The organism is Frondihabitans cladoniiphilus (assembly GCF_039544345.1).
In the GTDB taxonomy this organism is placed as follows: Bacteria; Actinomycetota; Actinomycetes; order Actinomycetales; family Microbacteriaceae; genus Frondihabitans; species Frondihabitans cladoniiphilus.
The window spans coordinates 213204-233842 of record NZ_BAABLM010000005.1 but is presented as its reverse complement, the minus strand read 5'-3'; the positions used below and the strand labels follow the sequence as shown (position 1 = coordinate 233842).

The following is a 20639-nucleotide window of genomic DNA, read 5'->3' as shown; positions in this document are numbered from 1 at the left end:
GCGCAAAGGTCGCGAGGAATTCGCCCAAGCTACTACCCCCGAGAGGGGGTCACGGCCCTGCGAAACATGATGTTCACAAGGCCGTGACGCCCCGGTCAGATCCGCCGACGCCGCCGCACGATCACCAGGGCCAGGCCTGCCAGCAGCAGCGCCAGAGCGATGCCGACGACGCCTGTCGGATTGGAGCCCGTGAAGGCGAGCACCCCCGCGGCGAGCGACGAGTGGCCACCGCTCCCGGAGACGCCCGAACCGGCGCCCGAGCCCGTGCCCGTCCCGGTGCTGCCACCACCGGCGCCGCCACCCGGTGTCCCGGGGGGCGCCGCCACCGTCACGGTCACCGGCGCGCATGCCTGAGTCGTCGCCGTCAGGCAGGGGTCGACGACCAGCGACCGCCGGAACGGCGTGAGGCCCGTGGGATCCGAGACGGCCGCCTGGTTCGTGAACGAGCCGGCGCCGGCGTACGAGAGCGTGATCGTGAACGTCGCGCTGGCCCCGGCGGCGAGCACCGGCACGTTCCAGGTGACGACGCCGTTCGCGAGGACTCCGCCCTGGCCGATGGCATCCACCGTGGCGCCCGCCGGGATCGTGTCCGTGACCGTGAAGTCGCGGGCGAGCAGCCCGCCGACGTTCGACACCGTGATGTCGTAGGGCACGCCCGTCCCGACCTGCACGGTCGAGGTGGAGGCCGTCTTGTCGACGGTGAGCTGGCCGTACTCGTAGTCGTTCGTGATCGTGACCGCCTGGTCGCCCGCGCCGGTCGTCGCAGGCGTGGCGCTCAGGATCCGCACGCTGTCGTTCGACACCGACCGGCTCGCCTCGCCATAGCTGCCGGGGCCGCCCGCCTCGGTGACCGAGCAGGAGGAGCCGAGGGGGATGCCCGGCACGACGACCGAGTACGCGTCGGCCGCGTCGAGGGTCACCGTCGAGAACGCGCCCAGGTCGACGGACGCCCCGGCCACCGTGCAGACCACGTTCGCGTCGAACGAGGTCGGAGCGTCGACGGCTGCGGCCCCGGTCAGGGCCTTGCTGATCGTCAGCGGGCCCGAGCTCATCGTGACGCCGGCCTTGATCGGCGCACCGAGGATGGTCCGCGTGCCCTGGCTCGGCACGGCCGTCGCACCGAACTGGTTCCAGGCGAACGGGCTGGCCGTGCCGGCGGGCAGGGCTGCGTCGGCGTAGTTCAGCGTCGTCGGCACGAGCGACTGGTCCGCCGCGGTGCGCGGGGCGTCGACGGTGCGATAGATCGCCGAGACACCGGCACCCGGGCTGAGCTGGCGCGCGGCCGTCGTCGAGAAGTCGAGGATGGCGCGGAGGCCCGTCACGGTGTTCCAGTCACCGGTGAACGCCGTGTTCGCGGTCCAGGTGTTCGCCGTGCAGGTCGGGTCGCCCGATGCCCAGGTGGTCGTGGTCGCGCTCGTTCCGACACAGACGTTCGAATCGGTGGTGACCTGCCAGGTGATCGTCGTCCCGGCCGGAGCCGAGAACTGCATCCCGAAGCCCTCGTCGAAGACCGGTCGGAAGCTCGACGAGCGCGCCGTGCCCGTCGCGAGCAGCCGGTCGTTCTGCACGGGGAGCGGGTCGACCAGCGTCAGCGAGGTGTAGGGCACGGTGCCGCTGTTCGAGGCGAGCAGCTTCCATTCGTCGGTGCCGCCGACCCGCGTGTTCGCCGCGCAGGGCGACTTGTAGAAGCCCTGCGAGTCGGGCAGGCAGGTGGTGCCGGCGGGTCCGGTCGCTCCCGTGACGAGCGGGTCGACGACGTCGCCCTTCACGCCCTTCGACGTGAAGAGCGCGGCGCCGGGGCTCGGCTGCACGAAGTTCGACGACCCGCACTGGTTGTCGGCGAGCCCCGCGAGGGTGCCCTGGCCGTTGGTCGAGGCATTGGTGCAGGCGGCGAGCGACTGCACGGTCGTGACGGTCACCTGATTGGTCGCCCGCTGCGAGGCGGTGAGGCCCGGCTGCAGGGCGATGCCGAGCGTGATCGTCATCGACTCCCCCGGCGCCATGCGCTGCGAGGCGGTCGGCCAGGTGAAGGTCAGCGTGCGGCCGGCGGGGTCGTAGGCCGTGGTGATGCCGGCCGTTCCGAGCAGGCCGCCGTTCGAGTCGGCGAAGGTCGGAGCGACGCCGTCCCACTCGAGCGACGTCGGCAGGGTGTCGACGAGGTTCGTGACGGTCAGGTAGCCGGTGCCCTTGTTCGTGAAGGTGAGGGTCCAGGGCACGGGGTCACCGACCGTGACGGTGTGGATGCCGTCCTGCGGGTCTTTGTGCACGTCGAGCTGGAAGGTGCCGGGGTCGAGGAAGATGCCCGCGCTCGCGTTCGCCGCGACGTCGGGATAGAGACCGGAGTCGGTGTAGCGGTGCGTCAGCGTCTGCACCTGATCGGTGATCGTGCTCGGGAAGGTGATCGGCGTGCCCGGATCGGCCGGCGTGCCCGCGCCGGTGCCCCGCACCGCCGGAAGCAGCACGACATGGAGCACCGCGGACGCCTGGAACGTCGTCGGCGGTGCCGTGTTCGAGAACAGCCCCTGGTCGGCCCGGTCGAAGACGAAGCGGATGCCCGACACCTGGGTCAGGTCGGTGCCGGCTGGCAGGGCGGCGGTGGCCGCAGGAGTGCCGGTGGTCCACGTCGACGAGCCGTTCAGCTGCACGTCGACCTGCACCCGGGTCGCCCCCGCAGGCAGCGTGACATCGCTCGGCGCGAAGGAGGCGAGGCGGAACTGCGACCAGAAGGTCTGATCGGAGTCGGTGATGGTCACTTGGCTCGTCGGCACCGTCGCCTTGGGCCCCTGCGTGGCGCCGAGGGTGACCGTGACGGGCGCGAACCGGTTCGCCTCCAGCAGGCTCGAAGGCGAGATGGCCTTCGAGGCCGTGACGTCGAGCGCGCCCTGCGTCAGCGCCAGCGGGGCGTTGGCGTTCGAGTTGGGCGTGGCGGTCGGGGCGAGCACCGGGTCGTAGGTCTGCGCGAACGTGTAGTTCGTGATCGTGAACGGAGTCGTGAACACCGCGGGAGTGCTGCGCAGGGTGGCCCGGACCTGCGTCGACAGCGTCATGGTCAGACGCGAGGCGGCGCCGGTGCCGATCGAGCCTCCGTTCGTGGCCGGGTCGGTGCCCTGGAACAGCACGCTGACCCCGACCACGTCGGCCAAGGCGGCGGCCGTCAGGGTGCGCGCCTGAGCGAGCGTGACCTGGGTGGTCGTCGTGGCGGTGCCGGTGCCCGAGTAGTGCTGCAGGGTCACGATCGTGGCGTTCGGGTCGACCTGACCGGCGGGCAGCGTGAAGGCGATGCCCGTGAGATTCAGCCGCTCGAACGGGTTCGTGGCCGAGTAGGCCTGCCCGGCGTAGGGGTCGGTGCTCCAGCCGGTGGCCGACGAGGTGCAGGCGCCCGTGTTCGTCGCGAGGCACGGCATCGGATCCGAGACCCGAACGTAGGATGCCCGTGCCGTCGACGTGTTCGAAGCCACGACCTGGAACGCGCTCGTCGGGTACCCGCTCTGCGGCACGTCGCCCGGCTGCGGCACGACCACGGTCGTCGGGGTGCTCGTCTTGGTCACCCGCACCCCCGGCGGCTGGTCGACGATGGAGATGGTGTCGGAGGCCGTCCGCGATCCGCCGGACGAGCCGTCGAGGAGCGTCGCCGAGACGGAATCGGTATTGCTCACGGTGTTGTTGCTGCCCGACACGTTGTAGCCGTGCGTCGACGTGACCCACGGCGTCGCGCCGTTCGTGGCGACCCGCACCGTGTTCCGGAGCTGCCAGACCAGGCCGAAGTGACGGGTGGTCGACGAGGGTGCGATGCCGGTTCCGGCGACCGGCGCGGTCGGGTCGGTGCTGGCCGCACGCGCGGCGTCGTTCGGCACGACTGTGATCCGGACGCCGGTCGTGGCCGCCGACTCCCCCGCGGACAACGTGTAGCCCGCGAACCCCCGGCTCGACATCCAGGAGCCGGTCGGCGGTGCGACCGTCGTCCAGGCGCCGTTCTGGTACAGCTCCACGGTCGAGACGGAGTCCCACTGGAGCAGCGGGTCGGCCGCGTACGTCACCGGGGCGACGGCCTTGAGGTCGAACGCCTGGAAGGTGGTCTGGGCGGGGCTGCCCTGAGCGGTGTTCGGGTCGCTCACCACGACGGATCCGTAGCCGGTCGCGTTCACTCCCCAACCGAGGCTCGTGCCGGCCTGCTGACCGGACTGCGCGTCGACGGTGGCGAGGTCGCCGGAGAAGGTGGGCGTCGTCCAGTTCTTGTCGGCGAGCAGTTGGCCGACGCCCGAGAACGTGCGGATCGCGGCGGAAGCCTGTGCGGTGTCGGTGGAGGTCAGCGGCGGGCGTCCGGCCACGGTGCCGGTGGCGAGCACCGCTGCGGCGTTCGTGTACGTGCTGGCCGGAGCGTCGGCGACGGAGGTGGGTGTCGACGTTCCGCGGATCGTGGAGCGCGCCTGGAAGACCGTGTTCGGCGAGACCGTGGTGCCGGCCGAGAAGCCGTCGGGGTTCGAGAACGTGTACCGGAGACCGGTGATCGTGCCGACCAACGCCGGGTCGATCGGACCGCGGTAGACCTGGCCGCCGTCGGTCGCGGGCACCTGGGTCAGGGTGCGGTAGTTCGTGCCGTCGGTCGTGTACTCGATGAGCAGCGACGCCCCGGCGGGCACCTGCGTCGAGGCGATCGACACCGGATTGAAGGCGCCCCAGAAGCTGGCGTTCGAGCCCGCGCCGTCGGTGACGACGATGGTGCTCGGGTCGACGAAGGCCGTGCCCGAGTCGGTCGTGGCCTTGAGTTGCGCGACGACGGTGCCGCCGGGGGCGACGGGGTTGTTCGCGCCGGGCGAGAGGGTCTTTGCGAGCTTGACCGAGAGCTGCGGCGTCACGATCTGGAGAGGCGCTGTGGCCGTGGCCGGCGTGGCCGGACCGGACGCGTTGGATCCGGAGACCGTGAGGGTGTTCGTGGTCGAGACGGAGTTCTGGGCCGCGACGATGCCGACGGTGGGGGCGATGGAGTACGGCGCGGTCGCCGCGGCGCCCGAGGCGATGGCTCCGGTGTACGTGAGGTCGAAGCCGGTCAGGTACGCGCCGGCCGGCGGCGTGGGTGCCGCCGGGGTGCTGCCCGAGGCGAACGGCACGGTGATGTCGGGTCCGGTGCTGAAGTGCCAGACGACGGATGCGGCGGTCGCACCGCTCGGGTACGTGAGCGCCGCTGAGAAACCGCCGAACAGCAGGTCGGCGGTGAAGTAGTCGCGGTCGGCCAGGGTGAGGGTGTCGAGCGGGCCGTTCGACTGGTTGGTGCCGGTGATCGAGGCGGCGGCGGTGGTGCCGGCGGGGATCGTGCCGGGGGTGATCGTCTTGTTGGCCGCGACGGCCGCCGAGAGCGGCGTGATCGCATAGGGAGCGGTGGCAGCAGCCGACTTCGAGCCGCCCGCCGTCGTCACGGTGCTTTGCGCGGCGTTCGTCAGGGAGGCCCCGCCGACGAGCGACGCGCCGGTGCCGGTCGCGACCCGCTGCGTCGCGCGCTGCTCGACGGTGATCGGAACGCTGCCCGCCGCGCCGTTCGGGTCGATCGTCGTGCCGAAGGTGAAACGGAGGCCGGCGACCTGAGTGGGAGTGACGCCGTCGGGGAGCGCGATGGCTCCGGGGGCGCGAGGCTGTCCGGGCACCCACTGGTACGAGCCGCCGGTGAGCACGTAGGCGTCCACCTGCACGGTCGTCGCCCCGGCCGGGAGCACCGGCGTGCCGAAGCCGGCGAAGTCGGTCACGGTGAAGGGGTTGGAGGCGTCGAGCGTCGTCGCACCGGCGGCCGCGGTGGTCGGGTCCTGCACGACGAGCGAGGTCGCCGGCACGTTCGAGGTGTTGGCGGGCGTCAGGGTGATGGTCGACGAGGCTCCGGGCGAGAACTGCTGCGAAGCCGGAGCCCAGGTCTTGCCGAGCGTCGTGCCGACGATCGTGGGCACGGTGACGACGACGTCGGCCTCGTCGGAGGCGTCTCGCACGGCCGTCGGCGAGGAGGCCGTGGCGACGTTCGGGATCGTGCTGCCGTTGTACGGCCAGGTCGCGGGGAGGCTCGCGGGCACCTGCAGAGTGATCGTGGCCGTGTACGAGTCGCCGGCCTTGATGCCGATACCGCCTCCCGGCAGGCTCTCGCCGAAGGTCACGCCGAACACGCAGTCGCTCGAGACGGTCTTCGTCGTGGCGCAGGAGCCGGTGAACGCCCGGGTGCTCGGGTAGGTCGTCGTGATCCGGGTCTGCAGGATCGGGAATCCGGCGAACTGGGCGGGCAGCGGATCGGACAGCGTGGCGTCGACGCAGTCGTTGTCGGAACAGGAGGTGAGGATCGAGTAGGTGAACTCGTCGCCAGGCGCCAGGTTCTCTTGCGAGACGGACTTGGTCACGGTCAGGGCGGCGTTACCCGCGGCGGACGCCGGGGCTGCGATCGCCGTCGTTCCGAGCACGAAGGCAGCTGTGACGACGGCTAGAAGAGCGAAGCCGCGTCGCTTCAGCCGCGCCGCCTTGCCGTTGCCGGTGCCCGATCCGCCTGTGCTCGATCCCCGCGAATTCGACCCGACCACTGACGCCTGCCTTCGTTCTGCGGAGAGGCCCCGAACCCTTCCGTCTGTTTTTCACCCTAGGACGGGGGGCAGGATTTCCCAAGACCTTTCTGTTAATGGAGTGGCGAATGTGATCTCGCGCGGCGAGCGCGTCGGGCGCGAGCGCGTCGGGCAGCGCACACGAGCGCGTCAGGCGTCGAGCGTCCGCCGCAGGAACGCCACCATCGCCTCGACCAGCGCCAGCCGCGAATCGAGGCGTCGGTATTCGTGCCCCTCGCCGGCCAGTTCGAGGTACTCGACCTCGGCACCGCGAGCGCGCAGCGCATCGACGGCCTGGTGCGCCTCGCCGATCGGCACGTTCGTGTCGAGTTCTCCGTGCACGACCAGGAGCGGCGCGGTCACGTCGTCGATGCACGACATCGGAGAGAGCGTCTCGAGCAGCGCCTCGTCGTCCACCGGGTGCCCGTACTTCGTCGCGGCGGCAGCCGCGATCCACGGTTCGGTGTCGCGGTAGAACGTCGCGAAGTCGCTCATGCCGCAGACGTCGACGCCGGCGGCGAACACCTCGGGGGTGAACGCGAGGGAGGCGAGGGTGGCGTAGCCGCCGTACGAGCGTCCGGTGACGGCGATCCGCGCGGGGTCGGCCACACCCGAGTCGGCCAGGAACCCCGCGGCGTCGACGACGTCGGCCAGGGCATCCCACCGTTTCTCGAGATCGTCGGCGTGCACGAAGTCGCGCCCGAAGCCGGACGAGCCTCGGATGTTGGGGGCGAACACGGCGATGCCCGCGGCGACCAGGGCCTGGTGCTGGGCCGAGAAGGTCGGGCGCTCCTGCGACTCGGGGCCGCCGTGCAGGTGGAGAAGGGCGGGGCCGGGGGATGCACTGCCGGGCACCCGGTAGAGCCACCCCGTGATCGCCAGGCCGTCGCGCGCGACGAACGTCTCGAGCGTCGGCACGACCAGGTCGACCTCCGGCAGCGACGGTCCTGTCGTGACGCGCGACCAGGTGTGGCTCGTGGTGTCGAGGCGCCAGAGCTCACGGGGGCGCTCGGGGCCTTCGACGGCGAGCAGCACGCTTCGACCGTCGCGGCTGAGGACGGGGTTGGTCACGACGGAGCCGGGGAGGCCGTCGACGACGCTGCGGGTGCCGTGGGCCGTGTCGAAGAGCTCCAACTCGCTGCGACCCGCCACGTTCCAGACCAGCAGTAACACCCGGCCGGCGTCGTCGGCGTCGAGGGCCTCGAGCTCGGCGTCGTCGCGTCCGGCGAGCACCTGCGAGGTGCCGCGCCAGCCGTGCGGACCGATCGGCATGGAGACGAGCTGTCGGCGCGGCAGCCCGGCCTCGGTGGACACGTAGGCCACGAGCGGGCTCTCGTCGCCCTCCGGAGCCGGGCGGATCAGGGCGACCTCGGCCGAACCGGCGTGCGGCGAGGTGAGCAGCGGGTGGTCCTCGTCGGTGAGCCGGTCGACGACCACGACGAACTCCTCGCCGCGGCGGCCGTCGCGCAGGATCACGAGGCGCTCCTCCACCGACACGTCGAGGATGTGGATCAGCTCGCCGACGGCGAGGTCGTCGCGATCGCCCGAGTCGGGATCGACGAGGTACGACCGGGCCGGCTGCTCGGGTTCGGCCGACGGCAACGACACGACGACCCGGTGCCCGCTGCGGCTCCACGGCCCGAGCTCGGCGTGCTGGTCGCGCGACCCGGCGATGCGGTGCGCGTCGGTGCCGTCGGGACGGACGACCCAGACCTGCTGGCGCACGCCGCCGTCGGTGGCCAGGGCCAGGGCCAGCCAGGCGCTGTCGGCCGACCACGACACGGCCACCACGGGGTCGGTCGTCTCCTCGAGCACGATGCGGGTCGGCGTCGGGAGCTCGCCGTCGACGACCACGTCTTGGACGAAGACCTCGGGGACGCCGGTGCGGTCGCTGATGAACGCCACCCGTCGAGCGTTCCGGGTCATCGTCGGGCCCCACGAACCCCAGGCGGACACCAGCGAAGAAGTCAGGTCGTCGTGCATCCCGCCGATGCTAGCGACGCCGGGCTCCACGAACCCTCCACTCACTGCACTCCCTGCGCCTGCAGCCACATCTCGATCAACGCGAGTTGCCACAGCGCGTTGGAGCCGAGGGTGGTGCGCGTCTCGTTCGGGTTCGCCAGGAGCGCCTCGACGGACGCCTGGTCGAAGAGACCGCGACGCTGCGCTGCCGGGTCGGTCAGGGCATCCCGCACCCTCGCCAGGTACGGGCCTTCGAGCTGCCGGATCGCCGGCACCGGGAAGTAGCCCTTCGTGCGGTCGATCACCGCGTCGGGCACGACCCCGCGCGCGGCGCGCTTGAGCACGCCCTTTCCGCCGTCGGCGAGCTTCAGAGACGGGGGGATGCGCCCCGCCAGTTCGACGAATTCGTGGTCGAGGAACGGCACCCGGGCTTCGAGCCCCCAGGCCATCGTCATGTTGTCGACGCGCTTGACCGGGTCGTCGACCAGCATGACGGTGGTGTCGAGCCGGAGAGCCGCATCCACCGCCGTATCGGCCCCGGGGGCGGCGAACTGCGACTCGATGAACCCGGTCGGCACGTCGCTCGCGGCCAACCACTCGGGGTTCAGCAGGCGGGAGAGGTCGTGCCAGGAGCGGTCCGAGAAGACGGAGGCGTAGGCCCGGGCGGCCCCGTCGCGCGGCACGTCGGCGAGGGGCGGGTACCAGTCGTAGCCACCGAGCACCTCGTCGGCGCCCTGACCCGACTGCACCACCTTGATCGTCTTCGACACCTCTTCGGCGAGCAGGTAGAACGCGACGCAGTCGTGACTCACCATCGGCTCGCTCATCGCGGCGATCGCCCCGTCGATGCCGGGCAGCAGCTTGGTGCTGTCGATCGGGATCCGGTGGTGGTCGGTGCCGAACTCCTTCGCCACGATCGACGAGTACTCGAACTCGTCGCCGGACTCGCCGCCCGCCGAGTCGAAGCCGATGCTGAACGTCGCGAGGTCCTTCTGCCCGGCCTCGGCCAGCAGCGCCACGACGAGGCTCGAGTCGATGCCGCCGGAGAGCAGCACCCCGACCGGGACGTCGGAGACCATCCGCCGTTCGACGGCGGTCCGGAGCGACGCGAGCAGCGCCTCCTGCCAGTCCTTCTCGCTCCAGTCGGCCTTGTCGGGGTCGCGCGTGAACGACGGCGTCCAGTAGACGTGCTCGGTCGTGCGGCCGTCGGGTTCGACGACGGCGACGGTCGCCGGCGGCAGCTTCTTCACGCCGGCGAGGATCGTGCGAGGGGCGGGCACGACCGAGTGGAAGGTCATGTAGGTCGCGAGCGCCTCGCGGTCGATCGAGGTGTCGGTGCCGCCGCCGGCGAGGAGCGCCGGCAGCGTCGAGGCGAAGCGGAGGCGCTCGGGGGTCCGGTCGAGGTAGAGCGGCTTGATGCCGAGGCGGTCGCGGGCCAGGACCAGCCGACCGGTGCGGTGCTCCCAGATCGCGATGGCGAACATGCCGAGGAAGTGGTCGACGAAGTCGGTGCCCCACTCGGCGTAGCTCTTCAGCACGACCTCGGTGTCGGAGGTCGAGAAGAAGTGGTGCCCCTTCGACCGGAGCTCGTCGCGGAGCGACTCGTAGTTGTAGATCATCCCGTTGTAGACGATGGTGAGGCCGAGCTCGGCGTCGACCATGGGCTGCGAGCCGGCCGTCGTCAGGTCGATGATCGAGAGTCGTCGGTGGCCGAGACCGACCGGGCCGCGGGTCCAGATGCCGTCGCCGTCGGGTCCGCGGTGGACCAGGCAGCCCGTCATGCGGGCCACGTCTCCGGCATCCGAGCGGAGACCGTCGAATCGGATCTCTCCTGCTAGTCCGCACATACGGTCGTGCCCTTCGTCAGTTCGTCCGTCCGATGATCCAGGTGTCCTTCGCCCCGCCGCCCCGCGACGAGTTGACGACCATACTGCCCTCGGGTGCGACCCGGGTGAGCCCGAGGTCGGCGAGCCGGCTCTCGCCGGGCGCGATGCCCGTCAGATAGACGAACGCGCGCAGGTCGACGTGGCGCGGCTCGAGACCGCTGGGCAGGAGGGTGGGATGCGAGGACAGCGTCACGACCTCCTGGGCGACCCAGCCGGCGGGATCCCGCGCGATGTCCTCCCGGCGCTCGGCCACCGCGGCGGCGTTCGCCGACGGACCGATCAGCACGCCTCGCCCGCCCTGCCCGTCGACCGGCTTGGTCACCAGCTCGCCCACGCGGTCGAGCACCGAGAGCCGCTCGGACTCGTCGCTCGTGCGGTACGTGGGCACCGACTCGAGCAGCGGCTTCTCCTCGAGGTAGTAGGCGATGAGGTCGGGCACGGCGACGTACATCGCCTTGTCGTCGGCCAGGCCGTTGCCCGGAGCGTTGGCCAGGAACACGTCGCCCTGGGCGGCGACGTCCAGGATCGACTCGCCGAGGCGCGGGTCGTCGGTGGACGCGAGGTCGATCAGCTCGCCGTCGAGCCGGAGGTACAGCGAGTCGATCACCCGGTTGGTGTCGCGAGCGACGACGCGACCCCGTGCGACCGTCAAGTCGTCGGCGACCACGAGCAGGAGGCCGGCGCCCTCGGCCAGGGTGCGGTGCTCGAAGAAGGCCGAGCTGTCGGGCCCCTCCGTGAGCAGTGCGCCGGTGCCGCCGTCGGGCAGGACGGTTTCGTGGATCAGCGAGAGCACGCTCGACGGATCGAGGAGTCCGTGGGGGCGGGGCGCTTCGGGGATCACGGAGTCGAGCATCCTGCGGATCGTCACCGCGAAAGCGGCACCGCTGGGCGTTCGCACGTTGTCTTCGAGCACGCGCCAGCCGCCGAAGCCGTTGCGGATCAGGTCGAAGCCCTGGATCGGCGCCCGGACCGTGCCCGCGGGGAGCCGGGTCGCCTCGTCGCGCCAGCCGGTGGCGCCGACGACCTGCTCTTCGCGGAGGACCCCGTCGGCCACGACCCTCCGCTTGCCGTAGGCGTCCTGCAGGAAGGCCTCGATCGCCCGGGCGCGCTGGGTGAGACCCGCCTCGAGGCCGGTCCACTCGTGCTGCGTGATCACGCGGGGGAACAGGTCGACGCCGAAGCCGCGCGCCTCGCCGTCGACGACGAAGCCGAGGCCGGCGTCGCGGGTCCAGGAGTCGCGCTTGCGGCACAGGTCGCGGACGGCGTCGCCGTCGAGGGCGTGGAAGAACGGCACGAGCTCGCGGTACACCGGCCGGGGATGCAGCCCGGGGCCGACCGCCTCGTCGCCGGCGCGGTAACGGTAGCCCTCGAGCGGCGCCACCCCGTCGGAGGCTCCTCCGCTCGGCCCGTGGGTCTCGCGGACGACGAGGTCGACCACGTCGGCGATCTCCCCGCGCTCCTCGAAGGCGGCCCGCTGCCGGTCGGCGGAGTTGCCGCGCGCCAGCGTCGCGTCGACGAGTTGGTTGACGTCGTCCCAGTCGCCCAGCGCCTCGAGCTGGGGCCTCAGAGTGTCGAGCACCTGGCGGATCGCGATGCCCGCGGGCAGGGGCGAGGGATGCGCGGCGAGGTCGAGCAGTTCGGCCGAGAGTCCGCCTCGCGCGGCCTGCCACATCGCTGCCCGATGCAGAGGGGCGGCGCGGGGCGTGTACGGCCGCCCCTCCTCGATCGACTGCTCGGCGGCGCGGACCGCGGCCCGGAAGAGACCGGCGATGAGCACCGCGTCGTCGACGATCGGCGTCGCGTCGCAGGTGCGGAGTTCGAGCGTCGGGGCGTGGGACGAGGGGCGCACGTCGAAGTAGGCCATCTTGGCGTCGGCGATGACGCCGCTGGCGATGAGGTCTTGGACGAGGGTGTCGTACTCGGCGGCGTCCGCCATCGGCCCGGTCGACCCGGCGCTCGGCCAGCGCTGCCAGATGATCGAGCGAATGCTCGCGTACCCGGTGTCCTGGCCGTTCCAGTACGGCGAGCTCGCGCTCAGGGCCAGCAGCGCCGGGAGCACGGGAGCCACACGGCCGGCGATCTGCACGGCGACATCGCGGTCGGCGACCCCGACGTGCACCTGGAGGCCGCAGATCAGCTGCTCGTTGACGAGCATCTGGTACTGCTCCTGCATTCGCCCGTAGCGGCCCGTGGCGGTGAGCTCGAAGTCCTCGAACTCCGAGTGCGGCGCGGTTCCGGCGGCGGCGATGCCGAGGCCGTCCTGGCCGGCCACGTCGACGAGGTCGCGGCGGAGCTTCACGATCTCGCGGCGCAGGTCGCTCAGATTCGTCACGACGGGGACGTTGGTCTCGACCGTGGTGCGCTGCAGTTCGGCGCCGTAGAGGTCGCTCGGCAGCCTCGACAACAGCTGTGGCGCACGCGCCGACAGCCTCCTGGTCGACAGGTCGATCAGGTGAAGCTCTTCTTCCGCCCCCAGCGTCAGCTCTGCGCTCATGGGGTCAAGCTACGCGGTCCGCCGAGGATCCGCGGGTGCTTTGCCCCAGAATGCCGTGCGCACCCGTCTCCGCTCGCGCCCGAAGTCGGCGCGCGCTACACGTTCTGAGCCGCAAGGCGTTTGTCCGCGGCAGCGGAGCTTGCACACGCCAGACGTTCTGAGCCGTGAGGCGATTGTCCGCGGCAGCGGACCAAACCAGCACTGAGGCGACCCGGGGAGGACGCGAAGCATCCGACCAGAAATCCGCGGAGCCGGGGAGCGAAGCGACCCAGCAAGCACTGAGGCGACCCGGGGAACTGCGAAGCAGTGACCAGAAATCCGCGGAGCCGGTGGGATTTGAACCCACGGTACCCAAAAAGGGTACTCCACCTTAGCAGGGTGGTGCACTAGGCCGAACTATGCGACAGCTCCTTGCGCGCCCGACGAGCGAACGCACGCCCACGAGTATAGCGGGATCGACGGGCGGTTCCGATCGGGGTCGGAACGGGCATCCCACGTTCTCGACTCGGCCTTAGAGGTGTCCGCCGGAGTGCGGACGCGAAATTGCACCCCATTCCGAGTGGAATTGTCCCCTTGTCCTCATTTATGCGGACCCATAGAGTTGCCACAACGCCCGTTCCCACCCACGGCATCCCGAAGGTCCAGAGCAACCCGAATCTGCTCGAAGGCCTGTCGAAGAACGGACATTCCGCCTGCAACGACGCAGACACGCAGCGCCCTGCGAGGCCGAACACCCCTGATCCCGGCCTCGCAGGGTCTCACTCCCGCTTTCCCCTGAGCGGTCGAGTGGCAGGAGGCCGCCCCCGCGAGCTGGTTACTCGCACCGGGGCGGCCTTTTCCTGTTCCTCCGCGGGCGCTTCGGTTCGCTCGCCAGCCCGCGACGCGACTCCAGCACACGCCGCTCAGCTTCGTGCGACCCCGCACTTCGTGGAGTCAGCGACTCCCCGCCCGCGACGCGACCCCAGAAGAGGCCGCGCTGCCGAAAGGTGAGCGGCGTGTTCTGGAGTCGCGCACCGCTGCGCACGCCCGCACCCCGCCTCCGCGCAGCCGCACCCTCCTCCGCGCAGCCGCACCCCGATCCCGCGGAGCCGCACCCCGTCGCACGCGAGAGACCCCGCCGGACCGGGGGTCCTGCGCGCGTTCAGGGGTGCGAGTCGACGCAGGCGCCTGATGGGCGGGGCCGAAGTACGAAAACCGAAACCCAAACCGAACCCGAAACCGAGCGCGGGATGCACCTCAGAACTTGTACGCCACCGAGCAGGTCTGGTCGGCCGCGGTCTGGCCCGTCAGTCCGCTGATGGTCGAGGCTCCCGACGAGGCCGTCGCACCGTCCGTCGGCGTCGTCGTGGCGGCACCCGCGCCGGCACCCGCCGTCGGCGAAGTAGTGGCCGCACCGGCAGCCGCACCGGCAGCCGCACCGCCAGCCGCACCGGCCGCCTCCCCCGCGGTCTCGTCCACCGACCCGACGCCGGTGCTGCCCTTCGGGATCGTGAACGGCTGATCGTTCTTGATCGCGTCGAACAGGAGCCCGGCCGTGTAGGTGTCGGGCTTGACCTTGCCGGAGTAGACGCCGGTGCCGCCGGTGCTGCCGGGGTACTGCACGAAGTTGACGTTGCCGAGCGGCAGGTCCTTCAGCGCGAGGCCGATCTCGATCATCGTGCTGACGTTGTTGAGACTGTTCGACAGCGACATGTTCTGCGTGGCCGCCGACGCGAGCTTGAACAGCTTGGTCGGGCTACCGAGGACGCCGCCGCTCTTGATCGTGCGGAGCATGGAGGAGAGGTACACCTGCTGCGAACTGATGCGGCCGAGGTCGGATCCGTCGCCGACGCCGTGCCGGCTGCGCAGGAACGCCAGGGCGTCCCCGCCCTGCAGCGTCGTGGTGCCGGCCGCGAGCTTCAGACCGGTGTAGCGGTCGGTGATGGGCTTGTTCACGCAGACCGGGACTCCGCCGATAGCGTTGGTCATCTCGATGACCCCGTTGAACGAGATCAGTCCGGCGAACGGGATGTCGACACCGGTGAGCGACTTGACCGTCTGGACGACGCAGTTCAAGCCGCCGTACGAGTACGCGTTGTTGAGCGGCTGCGCCGACATGGCGCTGTACGACCCGGAGCCGTCGGTCTTCGGGCACGACGGGATCGGCACGACGAGGTCGCGGGGGATGCTCACGGCCGTCGCGTTCTGATGGTCGGCCGACACGTGCAGCAGGATATTGACGTCGTTCAGGGTGGCGTCGCGGACTCCGAACGCGTCGCCCTGCTTGGCATCGTTGTCCGTGCCGACGATGAGCACGTTGAACCCGCCGTCGTAGGCGCCGACGCCCGTGACGATGTTGTCGTCCTTCGCCTTCGCGATCTGCGTCTTCTCGCCCTGCAGCGCAACTCCGGGGCCGAGCTGGCTGGTGAGCCGGTGCACGGCGATCGCCCCGACCGAGACGCCGCTCACGAGGAGGACGGCGACCGCGACGGCCACGTACTTCAGCACGAAGGCGGTCGCGCGACCCCGCCGCAGTCGCCCGTGCCGAGCCGCCGGGGCGAGGGGCAAGGCGGGGGATGCACTGCCGGACCCGTCGGACCGTCTGCGGGATCGCGGGCCCCGCGGTCGCTTCGGAGCGTCGGGGGCGGGGGTCGGGAGACGGTCGGAACGGTCGCTCACGCAGGTCCTTTCGGTCGTCCGGAACGAGGCATCACACCGCGACCCGGATGAAGGCAAGACCGGCAGTGTACCCCGAACCCCTGGTGAGCCTCCAGGCTGGGATCGTCGCGCTGCGCCACAGGGCGCCGACCGATCAGGCGCGCGCCGGCACGATCTGCGCCACGTCAGCGATCGACGAGACCCGGAGGCCGTCCCACTGCGGCACCGGCGGAGTGCCCGGACGCTCGAACAGCACCGCCGTCATGCCCACGTCACGCGCGCCGCTCAGTTCGTGGCTGCCCCCGTCGCCGACGTAGACACAGTCGGCCGGATCGACGTCGAGGGAGTCCGTGACGTGGAGGTACATGACCGGTGACGGCTTGTGCGTGCCGAGGGCGCACGAGTACGCGGCCGCCTCGAAGAGGTCGCCGAGCGGGGTGCCGGGCAGAACCTCGGGCACCTCGGCCGAGCAGTCGGTCACGAGCCCGAGACGTGAGCCTCGGTCGCGGAGCAGCGCCAGGGCGTCGAGGGCCCACGAGGCACGGATCAGCCGCTCCGTGAAGGCGAGCCTCAAGCGGGTCGCGCGGTCGAGCACGTCGTCTGCCGGAGCGACGCCGGTGATGCGGGTCGTCAGCGTGCCGATCGTGGAGCGGACGTCGCCGAGCTCGCCGAGGGTGCGCTGGCCGAAGGTGCCGCGGAACGCCGCCGCGAAGGCCTCCTCGTCGACGCCGAGGACCCCTGCCATCTCGGCGGAGAGGGCGTCGCGCTCCGTCCGGTCGCCCGACGGGATGAGCGTGCCGAAGAGGTCGAAGAGGACCGTCGGTGGAGAGGCTTCGTCGCGGGGCACACGAGTACCGTAGCGGCCCGGCCCGCACGCTTCCAGCGGGGGGCGTGCATCCCCCGCTCGTTTCTTCGGGGTTGCTCGGGGGTACTCGCAGGGCCTGGGTTCTGTCGGAGGCTCGGCGTAGCATCCGGAAGATGATGCGTCCTTCCATCGCAACGGTCGGAGAGCTTCGCGCCTCGGGCCACGTCCAGAAGTCCCTTCGACAAGAAATCCGCGACAACCTGCTCGCCGCTCTGCGCGAGGGGCGCGACCCGTGGCCGGGCCTGCACGGGTTCGAGAACACGGTCATCCCCCAGCTCGAGCGGGCACTGCTTGCCGGGCACGACATCGTCCTGCTGGGCGAGCGCGGGCAGGGCAAGACCCGCCTGCTGCGCACCCTCTCCGGCCTGCTCGACGAGTGGTCGCCGGTCATCGAGGGCTCCGAGCTGGGCGAGCACCCGTTCGAGCCGATCACGAGCGAGAGCATCCGCCGGGCGTCCGACCTCGGCGACGAGCTGCCCGTGTCGTGGCGCAGCCGCGACGAGCGCTACGTCGAGAAGCTCGCCACCCCCGACACCAGCGTGGCCGACCTGATCGGCGACGTCGACCCGATGAAGGTGGCCGAGGGTCGCAGCCTGGGCGACCCCGAGACGATCCACTTCGGCCTGATCCCCCGCAGCCATCGCGGCATCGTGGCGATCAACGAGTTGCCCGACCTCGCCGAGCGGATCCAGGTCGCGATGCTGAACGTGATGGAGGAGCGCGACATCCAGATCCGCGGCTACGTGCTGCGGCTGCCGCTCGACGTGCTCGTCGTCGCCAGCGCCAACCCGGAGGACTACACGAACCGCGGCCGCATCATCACGCCGTTGAAGGATCGGTTCGGCGCCGAGATCCGCACGCACTACCCCACCGAGCTCGACGACGAGGTGGCGGTCATCCGCCAGGAGGCCGACCTCGTCGCCGAAGTGCCCGACCACCTCGTCGAGATCCTCGCCCGCTTCACCCGGGGCCTCCGCGAGTCGAGCGCCGTCGACCAGCGCAGCGGCGTGAGCGCCCGCTTCGCCATCGCCGGCGCCGAGACGATCGCCGCGGCGGCCCTGCACCGGGCCACCCGCCAGGGCGAGGAGGCGGCCGTCGCCCGTCCGATCGACCTCGAGACGGCCGTCGACGTGCTCGGCGGCAAGATCGAGTTCGAGTCGGGCGAAGAGGGCCGCGAAGACGACATCCTCGACCACCTGCTCCGCACCGCCACGGCCGAGACCGTTCGGGCCCACTTCCGCGGCATCGACTTCGGTGTGCTCGTCGACGCGCTCGAGAGCGGCACGATGGTCACCACCGGCGAGCAGGTCACCGCCCGCGACTTCCTGACCGGGCTGCCCTCGCTCGGCGAGTCCGAGCTGTACGACGAGATCGCCGACCGGGTCGGCGCCACCAGCGACGGTCAGCGGGCCGGCGCCATCGAACTGGCACTGGAGGGCCTGTACCTGTCCCGCCGTGTGAGCAAGGAGACGGGCGGAGGCGAGGCCGTCTATGGCTAGGGGCAACCGGCGTCTCGCCCGCGACACGCGCTACGCCCGGTACGACGGCGGCCCCGATCCGCTGGCGCCGCCGGTCGATCTGAAGGAGGCCCTCGACGCCATCGGCGACGACGTCATGGCCGGCTCTTCGCCCGAGCGAGCCATCCGCGAGTTCCTGCGCCGTGGCGGCCGCGACAAGCCGGGCCTCGACGACCTGGCACGGCGAGTGGCCGAGAAGCGCCGCGAACTGACCCAGAAGCACAACCTCGACGGCACTCTGCACGAGGTCAAAGAGCTGCTCGACCACGCCCTGCTGGAGGAGAAGAAGCAGCTCGCGCGCGATGCCCTGATGGACGACACCGACCGCGCCCTCGCCGAGATGCAGCTCGAGAACCTCCCGGCGTCGACCGCCGCAGCCGTGAACGAGCTCGGCGACTACCAGTGGCAGAGCGCCCAGGCCAAGCAGGATTTCGAGAAGATCAAAGACCTGCTCGGGCGAGAGATGCTCGACCAGCGGTTCGCCGGCATGAAGAACGCCCTCGAGAACGCCACCGACGCCGACCGCGAGGCCATCACCGAGATGCTCGGCGACCTCAACGAGCTCCTGGCGGCGCACAACCGAGGCGAAGACACCCCCGAGCAGTTCGACGACTTCATGGCCAAGCACGGCGACTTCTTCCCCGAGGGCCCCTCCGACATCGACGAGCTCATCGACGCCCTGGCGGCCCGCGCCGCCGCGGCGCAGCGGATGCGCAACTCGATGACTCAGGAGCAACGCGACGAACTCGACGCGCTCGCCCAGCAGGCCTTCGGATCCCCCGATCTGATGCAGGCTCTCGGCGAACTCGACGGCAACCTGCAGGCGGCTCGCCCCGGCGAGAACTGGGGCGGGTCGGAGCAGATGGAGGGCGGCGAGGGGCTCGGCCTCGGCGATGGCACGGGCGTGTTCCAAGACCTGGCCGACCTCGACGCGCTCTCCGAGCAGCTCTCGCAGTCGTACCAGGGCTCCGACATGGACGACCTCGATCTCGATGCACTCGCCCGCCAGCTCGGCGACGCCGCCGCAGTCGACGCCCGAACGCTCCAGCAGCTCGAAAAGGCCCTCCGCGACACCGGCACCCTCAAACGCGGCACCGACGGGCAGCTCCGGCTCACCCCGAAGGCCATGCGGCAGCTCGGCAAAGCGCTGCTGCGCGACGTGGCCTCGACCCTGTCCGGCCGCTCGGGCAACCGCGACACCCGGGCCGCCGGGGCCGCGGGCGAGCGATCCGGCGCCACGCGCGAATGGGCCTTCGGCGACACCGAGCCGTGGGACGTCACCCGCACCGTCACCAACGCCCTGACCCGGACGGCGGGATCCCGGCCGCCCGTCGACTCCCCCGATGGCTCTCCCGCCTTCATCTCCGGCGTCCGCATCGAGATCGGCGACGTCGAGGTGCAGGAGACGGAGGCTCGCACCCAGGCCTGTGTAGCCCTGCTCGTCGACACGTCGTTCTCGATGGCGATGGAGGACCGCTGGGTGCCGATGAAGCGCACCGCGCTCGCCCTGCACACGCTGATCACGAGTCGGTTCCGCGGCGACGACCTGCAGCTCATCGGCTTCGGTCGCCACGCCGAGGTGATGGAGATCGAGAAGCTCGTCGGGCTCGACGCGCAATGGGACAAGGGCACGAACCTCCACCACGCCCTGCTTCTGGCCAACCGGCACTTCCGCAAGCACCCGAACGCTCAGCCGGTGCTGCTCATCGTCACCGACGGCGAGCCGACCTCGCACCTCGAGCCCGACGGCGAGGTGTACTTCAACTATCCGCCCGACCCGCTGACCATCGCCTACTCGGTGCGGGAGCTCGACGCCTCCATGCGCCTCGGTGCTCACACGACGTTCTTCCGTCTCGGCGACGACCCGAGCCTGGCCCGCTTCATCGACTCCATGGCCAAGCGCGTCGACGGCACCGTCGTCGCGCCGGAGGTCGACGACCTCGGCGCGGCCGTCGTGGGTTCGTACCTCGGGTCGCGTCGTGCCGGCGGGTTCGGTGGCTTCGGCGGGGGTGCCGGGTTCGGCGGGCGTGGGTTCGGCGGGTTCGGCGGCGGCGGCTTCGGCGGCGGCGGGTTCGGCGGCGGCGGCTTCGGGGATCGCGGCGACTTCGGCCCCGGCGGCGGTCTCTTCCGCCGGTAGCTCTGCTGCTCGCCGCCCGCGGCGGTGCCCCCGCGTCCCCCTTCGTTTCGGCACACCCCCTTCCGCATCCCGGAGGGGGTGCGCCGTTTCGACGGGGGTCTGCCGCGTATGCCCCTCCGTTTCGGCACACCCCCCTCCGCACCACGAAGGGGGTCTGCTGTTTCGACGGGGGCAGCCCCGCATCCCCCTTCGTTCCGGCACGCCCCCTCCCGCACCACGAAGGGCACCCGCCGTTTCGACGGGGGCACCCACGCATCCCCCTCCGTTTCGGCACACCCCCTCCCGCAACCCGGAGGGCACCCGCCGTTTCGCCGGGGGCACCCACGCATCCCCCTCCGTTTCGGCACACCCCCTCCCGCAACCCGGATGGCACCCGCCGTTTCGACGGGGGCAGCCCCGCATCCCCCTTCGTTCCGGCACGCCCCCTCCCTCACCACGAAGGGCACCCGCCGTTTCGACGGGGGCTGCCGCGCATCCCCCTTCGTTTCGGCACACCCCCTTTCGCATCACGAAGGGCACCCGCCGTTTCGACGGGGGGCACCCGCGGCAGCCCCTAGCGCGGCGCCCTCAGCACC

8 protein-coding genes and 1 tRNA gene are annotated in these 20639 nt (G+C 71.1%); 2 read left to right on the top strand and 7 right to left on the bottom strand.

Going from position 1 to position 20639, the window contains the following annotated elements:
• Positions 1-95: 95 nt before the first annotated feature.
• The 7 genes from ABEA39_RS13050 to ABEA39_RS13020 all read right to left on the bottom strand — a co-directional run bounded on the left by ABEA39_RS13050 (position 96) and on the right by ABEA39_RS13020 (position 16392).
• Complete coding sequence (locus ABEA39_RS13050) at positions 96-6548, bottom strand: beta strand repeat-containing protein (RefSeq protein WP_345376339.1); 6453 nt, start codon at positions 6546-6548, stop codon at positions 96-98.
• Between the two features lie 168 nt (positions 6549-6716).
• The gene (locus ABEA39_RS13045; protein ID WP_345376338.1) at positions 6717-8549 is read right to left on the bottom strand and encodes a S9 family peptidase; all 1833 of its coding nucleotides are present in this window, start codon (positions 8547-8549) and stop codon (positions 6717-6719) included.
• Positions 8550-8590: 41 nt separating this feature from the next.
• Positions 8591-10375, bottom strand: coding sequence for an N-acetylglutaminylglutamine amidotransferase (locus tag ABEA39_RS13040; RefSeq protein ID WP_345376337.1), 1785 nt, complete (start codon positions 10373-10375; stop codon positions 8591-8593).
• A gap of 16 nt (positions 10376-10391) precedes the next feature.
• A complete protein-coding gene (locus ABEA39_RS13035; protein ID WP_345376336.1) occupies positions 10392-12908 on the bottom strand; it encodes a carboxylate--amine ligase/circularly permuted type 2 ATP-grasp protein in 2517 nt (838 codons plus the stop codon).
• 321 nt (positions 12909-13229) lie between these two features.
• Positions 13230-13319, bottom strand: a tRNA-Ser gene (locus ABEA39_RS13030).
• An 825-nt stretch (positions 13320-14144) separates the two neighbouring features.
• On the bottom strand, positions 14145-15566 hold the full coding sequence (locus tag ABEA39_RS13025) for an LCP family protein (RefSeq protein WP_345376335.1): 1422 nt from the start codon (positions 15564-15566) through the stop codon (positions 14145-14147).
• Between the two features lie 133 nt (positions 15567-15699).
• Positions 15700-16392, bottom strand: coding sequence for an HAD family hydrolase (locus tag ABEA39_RS13020; RefSeq protein ID WP_345376334.1), 693 nt, complete (start codon positions 16390-16392; stop codon positions 15700-15702).
• 131 nt (positions 16393-16523) lie between these two features.
• On the opposite strand from ABEA39_RS13020, the gene ABEA39_RS13015 reads away from it, so the two are divergent.
• Positions 16524-17909, top strand: coding sequence for a magnesium chelatase (locus tag ABEA39_RS13015; RefSeq protein ID WP_345376333.1), 1386 nt, complete (start codon positions 16524-16526; stop codon positions 17907-17909).
• Complete coding sequence (locus tag ABEA39_RS13010; RefSeq protein ID WP_345376332.1) at positions 17902-20064, top strand: vWA domain-containing protein; 2163 nt, start codon at positions 17902-17904, stop codon at positions 20062-20064. Before ABEA39_RS13015 ends, ABEA39_RS13010 begins: the two co-directional genes overlap by 8 nt.
• Positions 20065-20639: the final 575 nt, after the last annotated feature.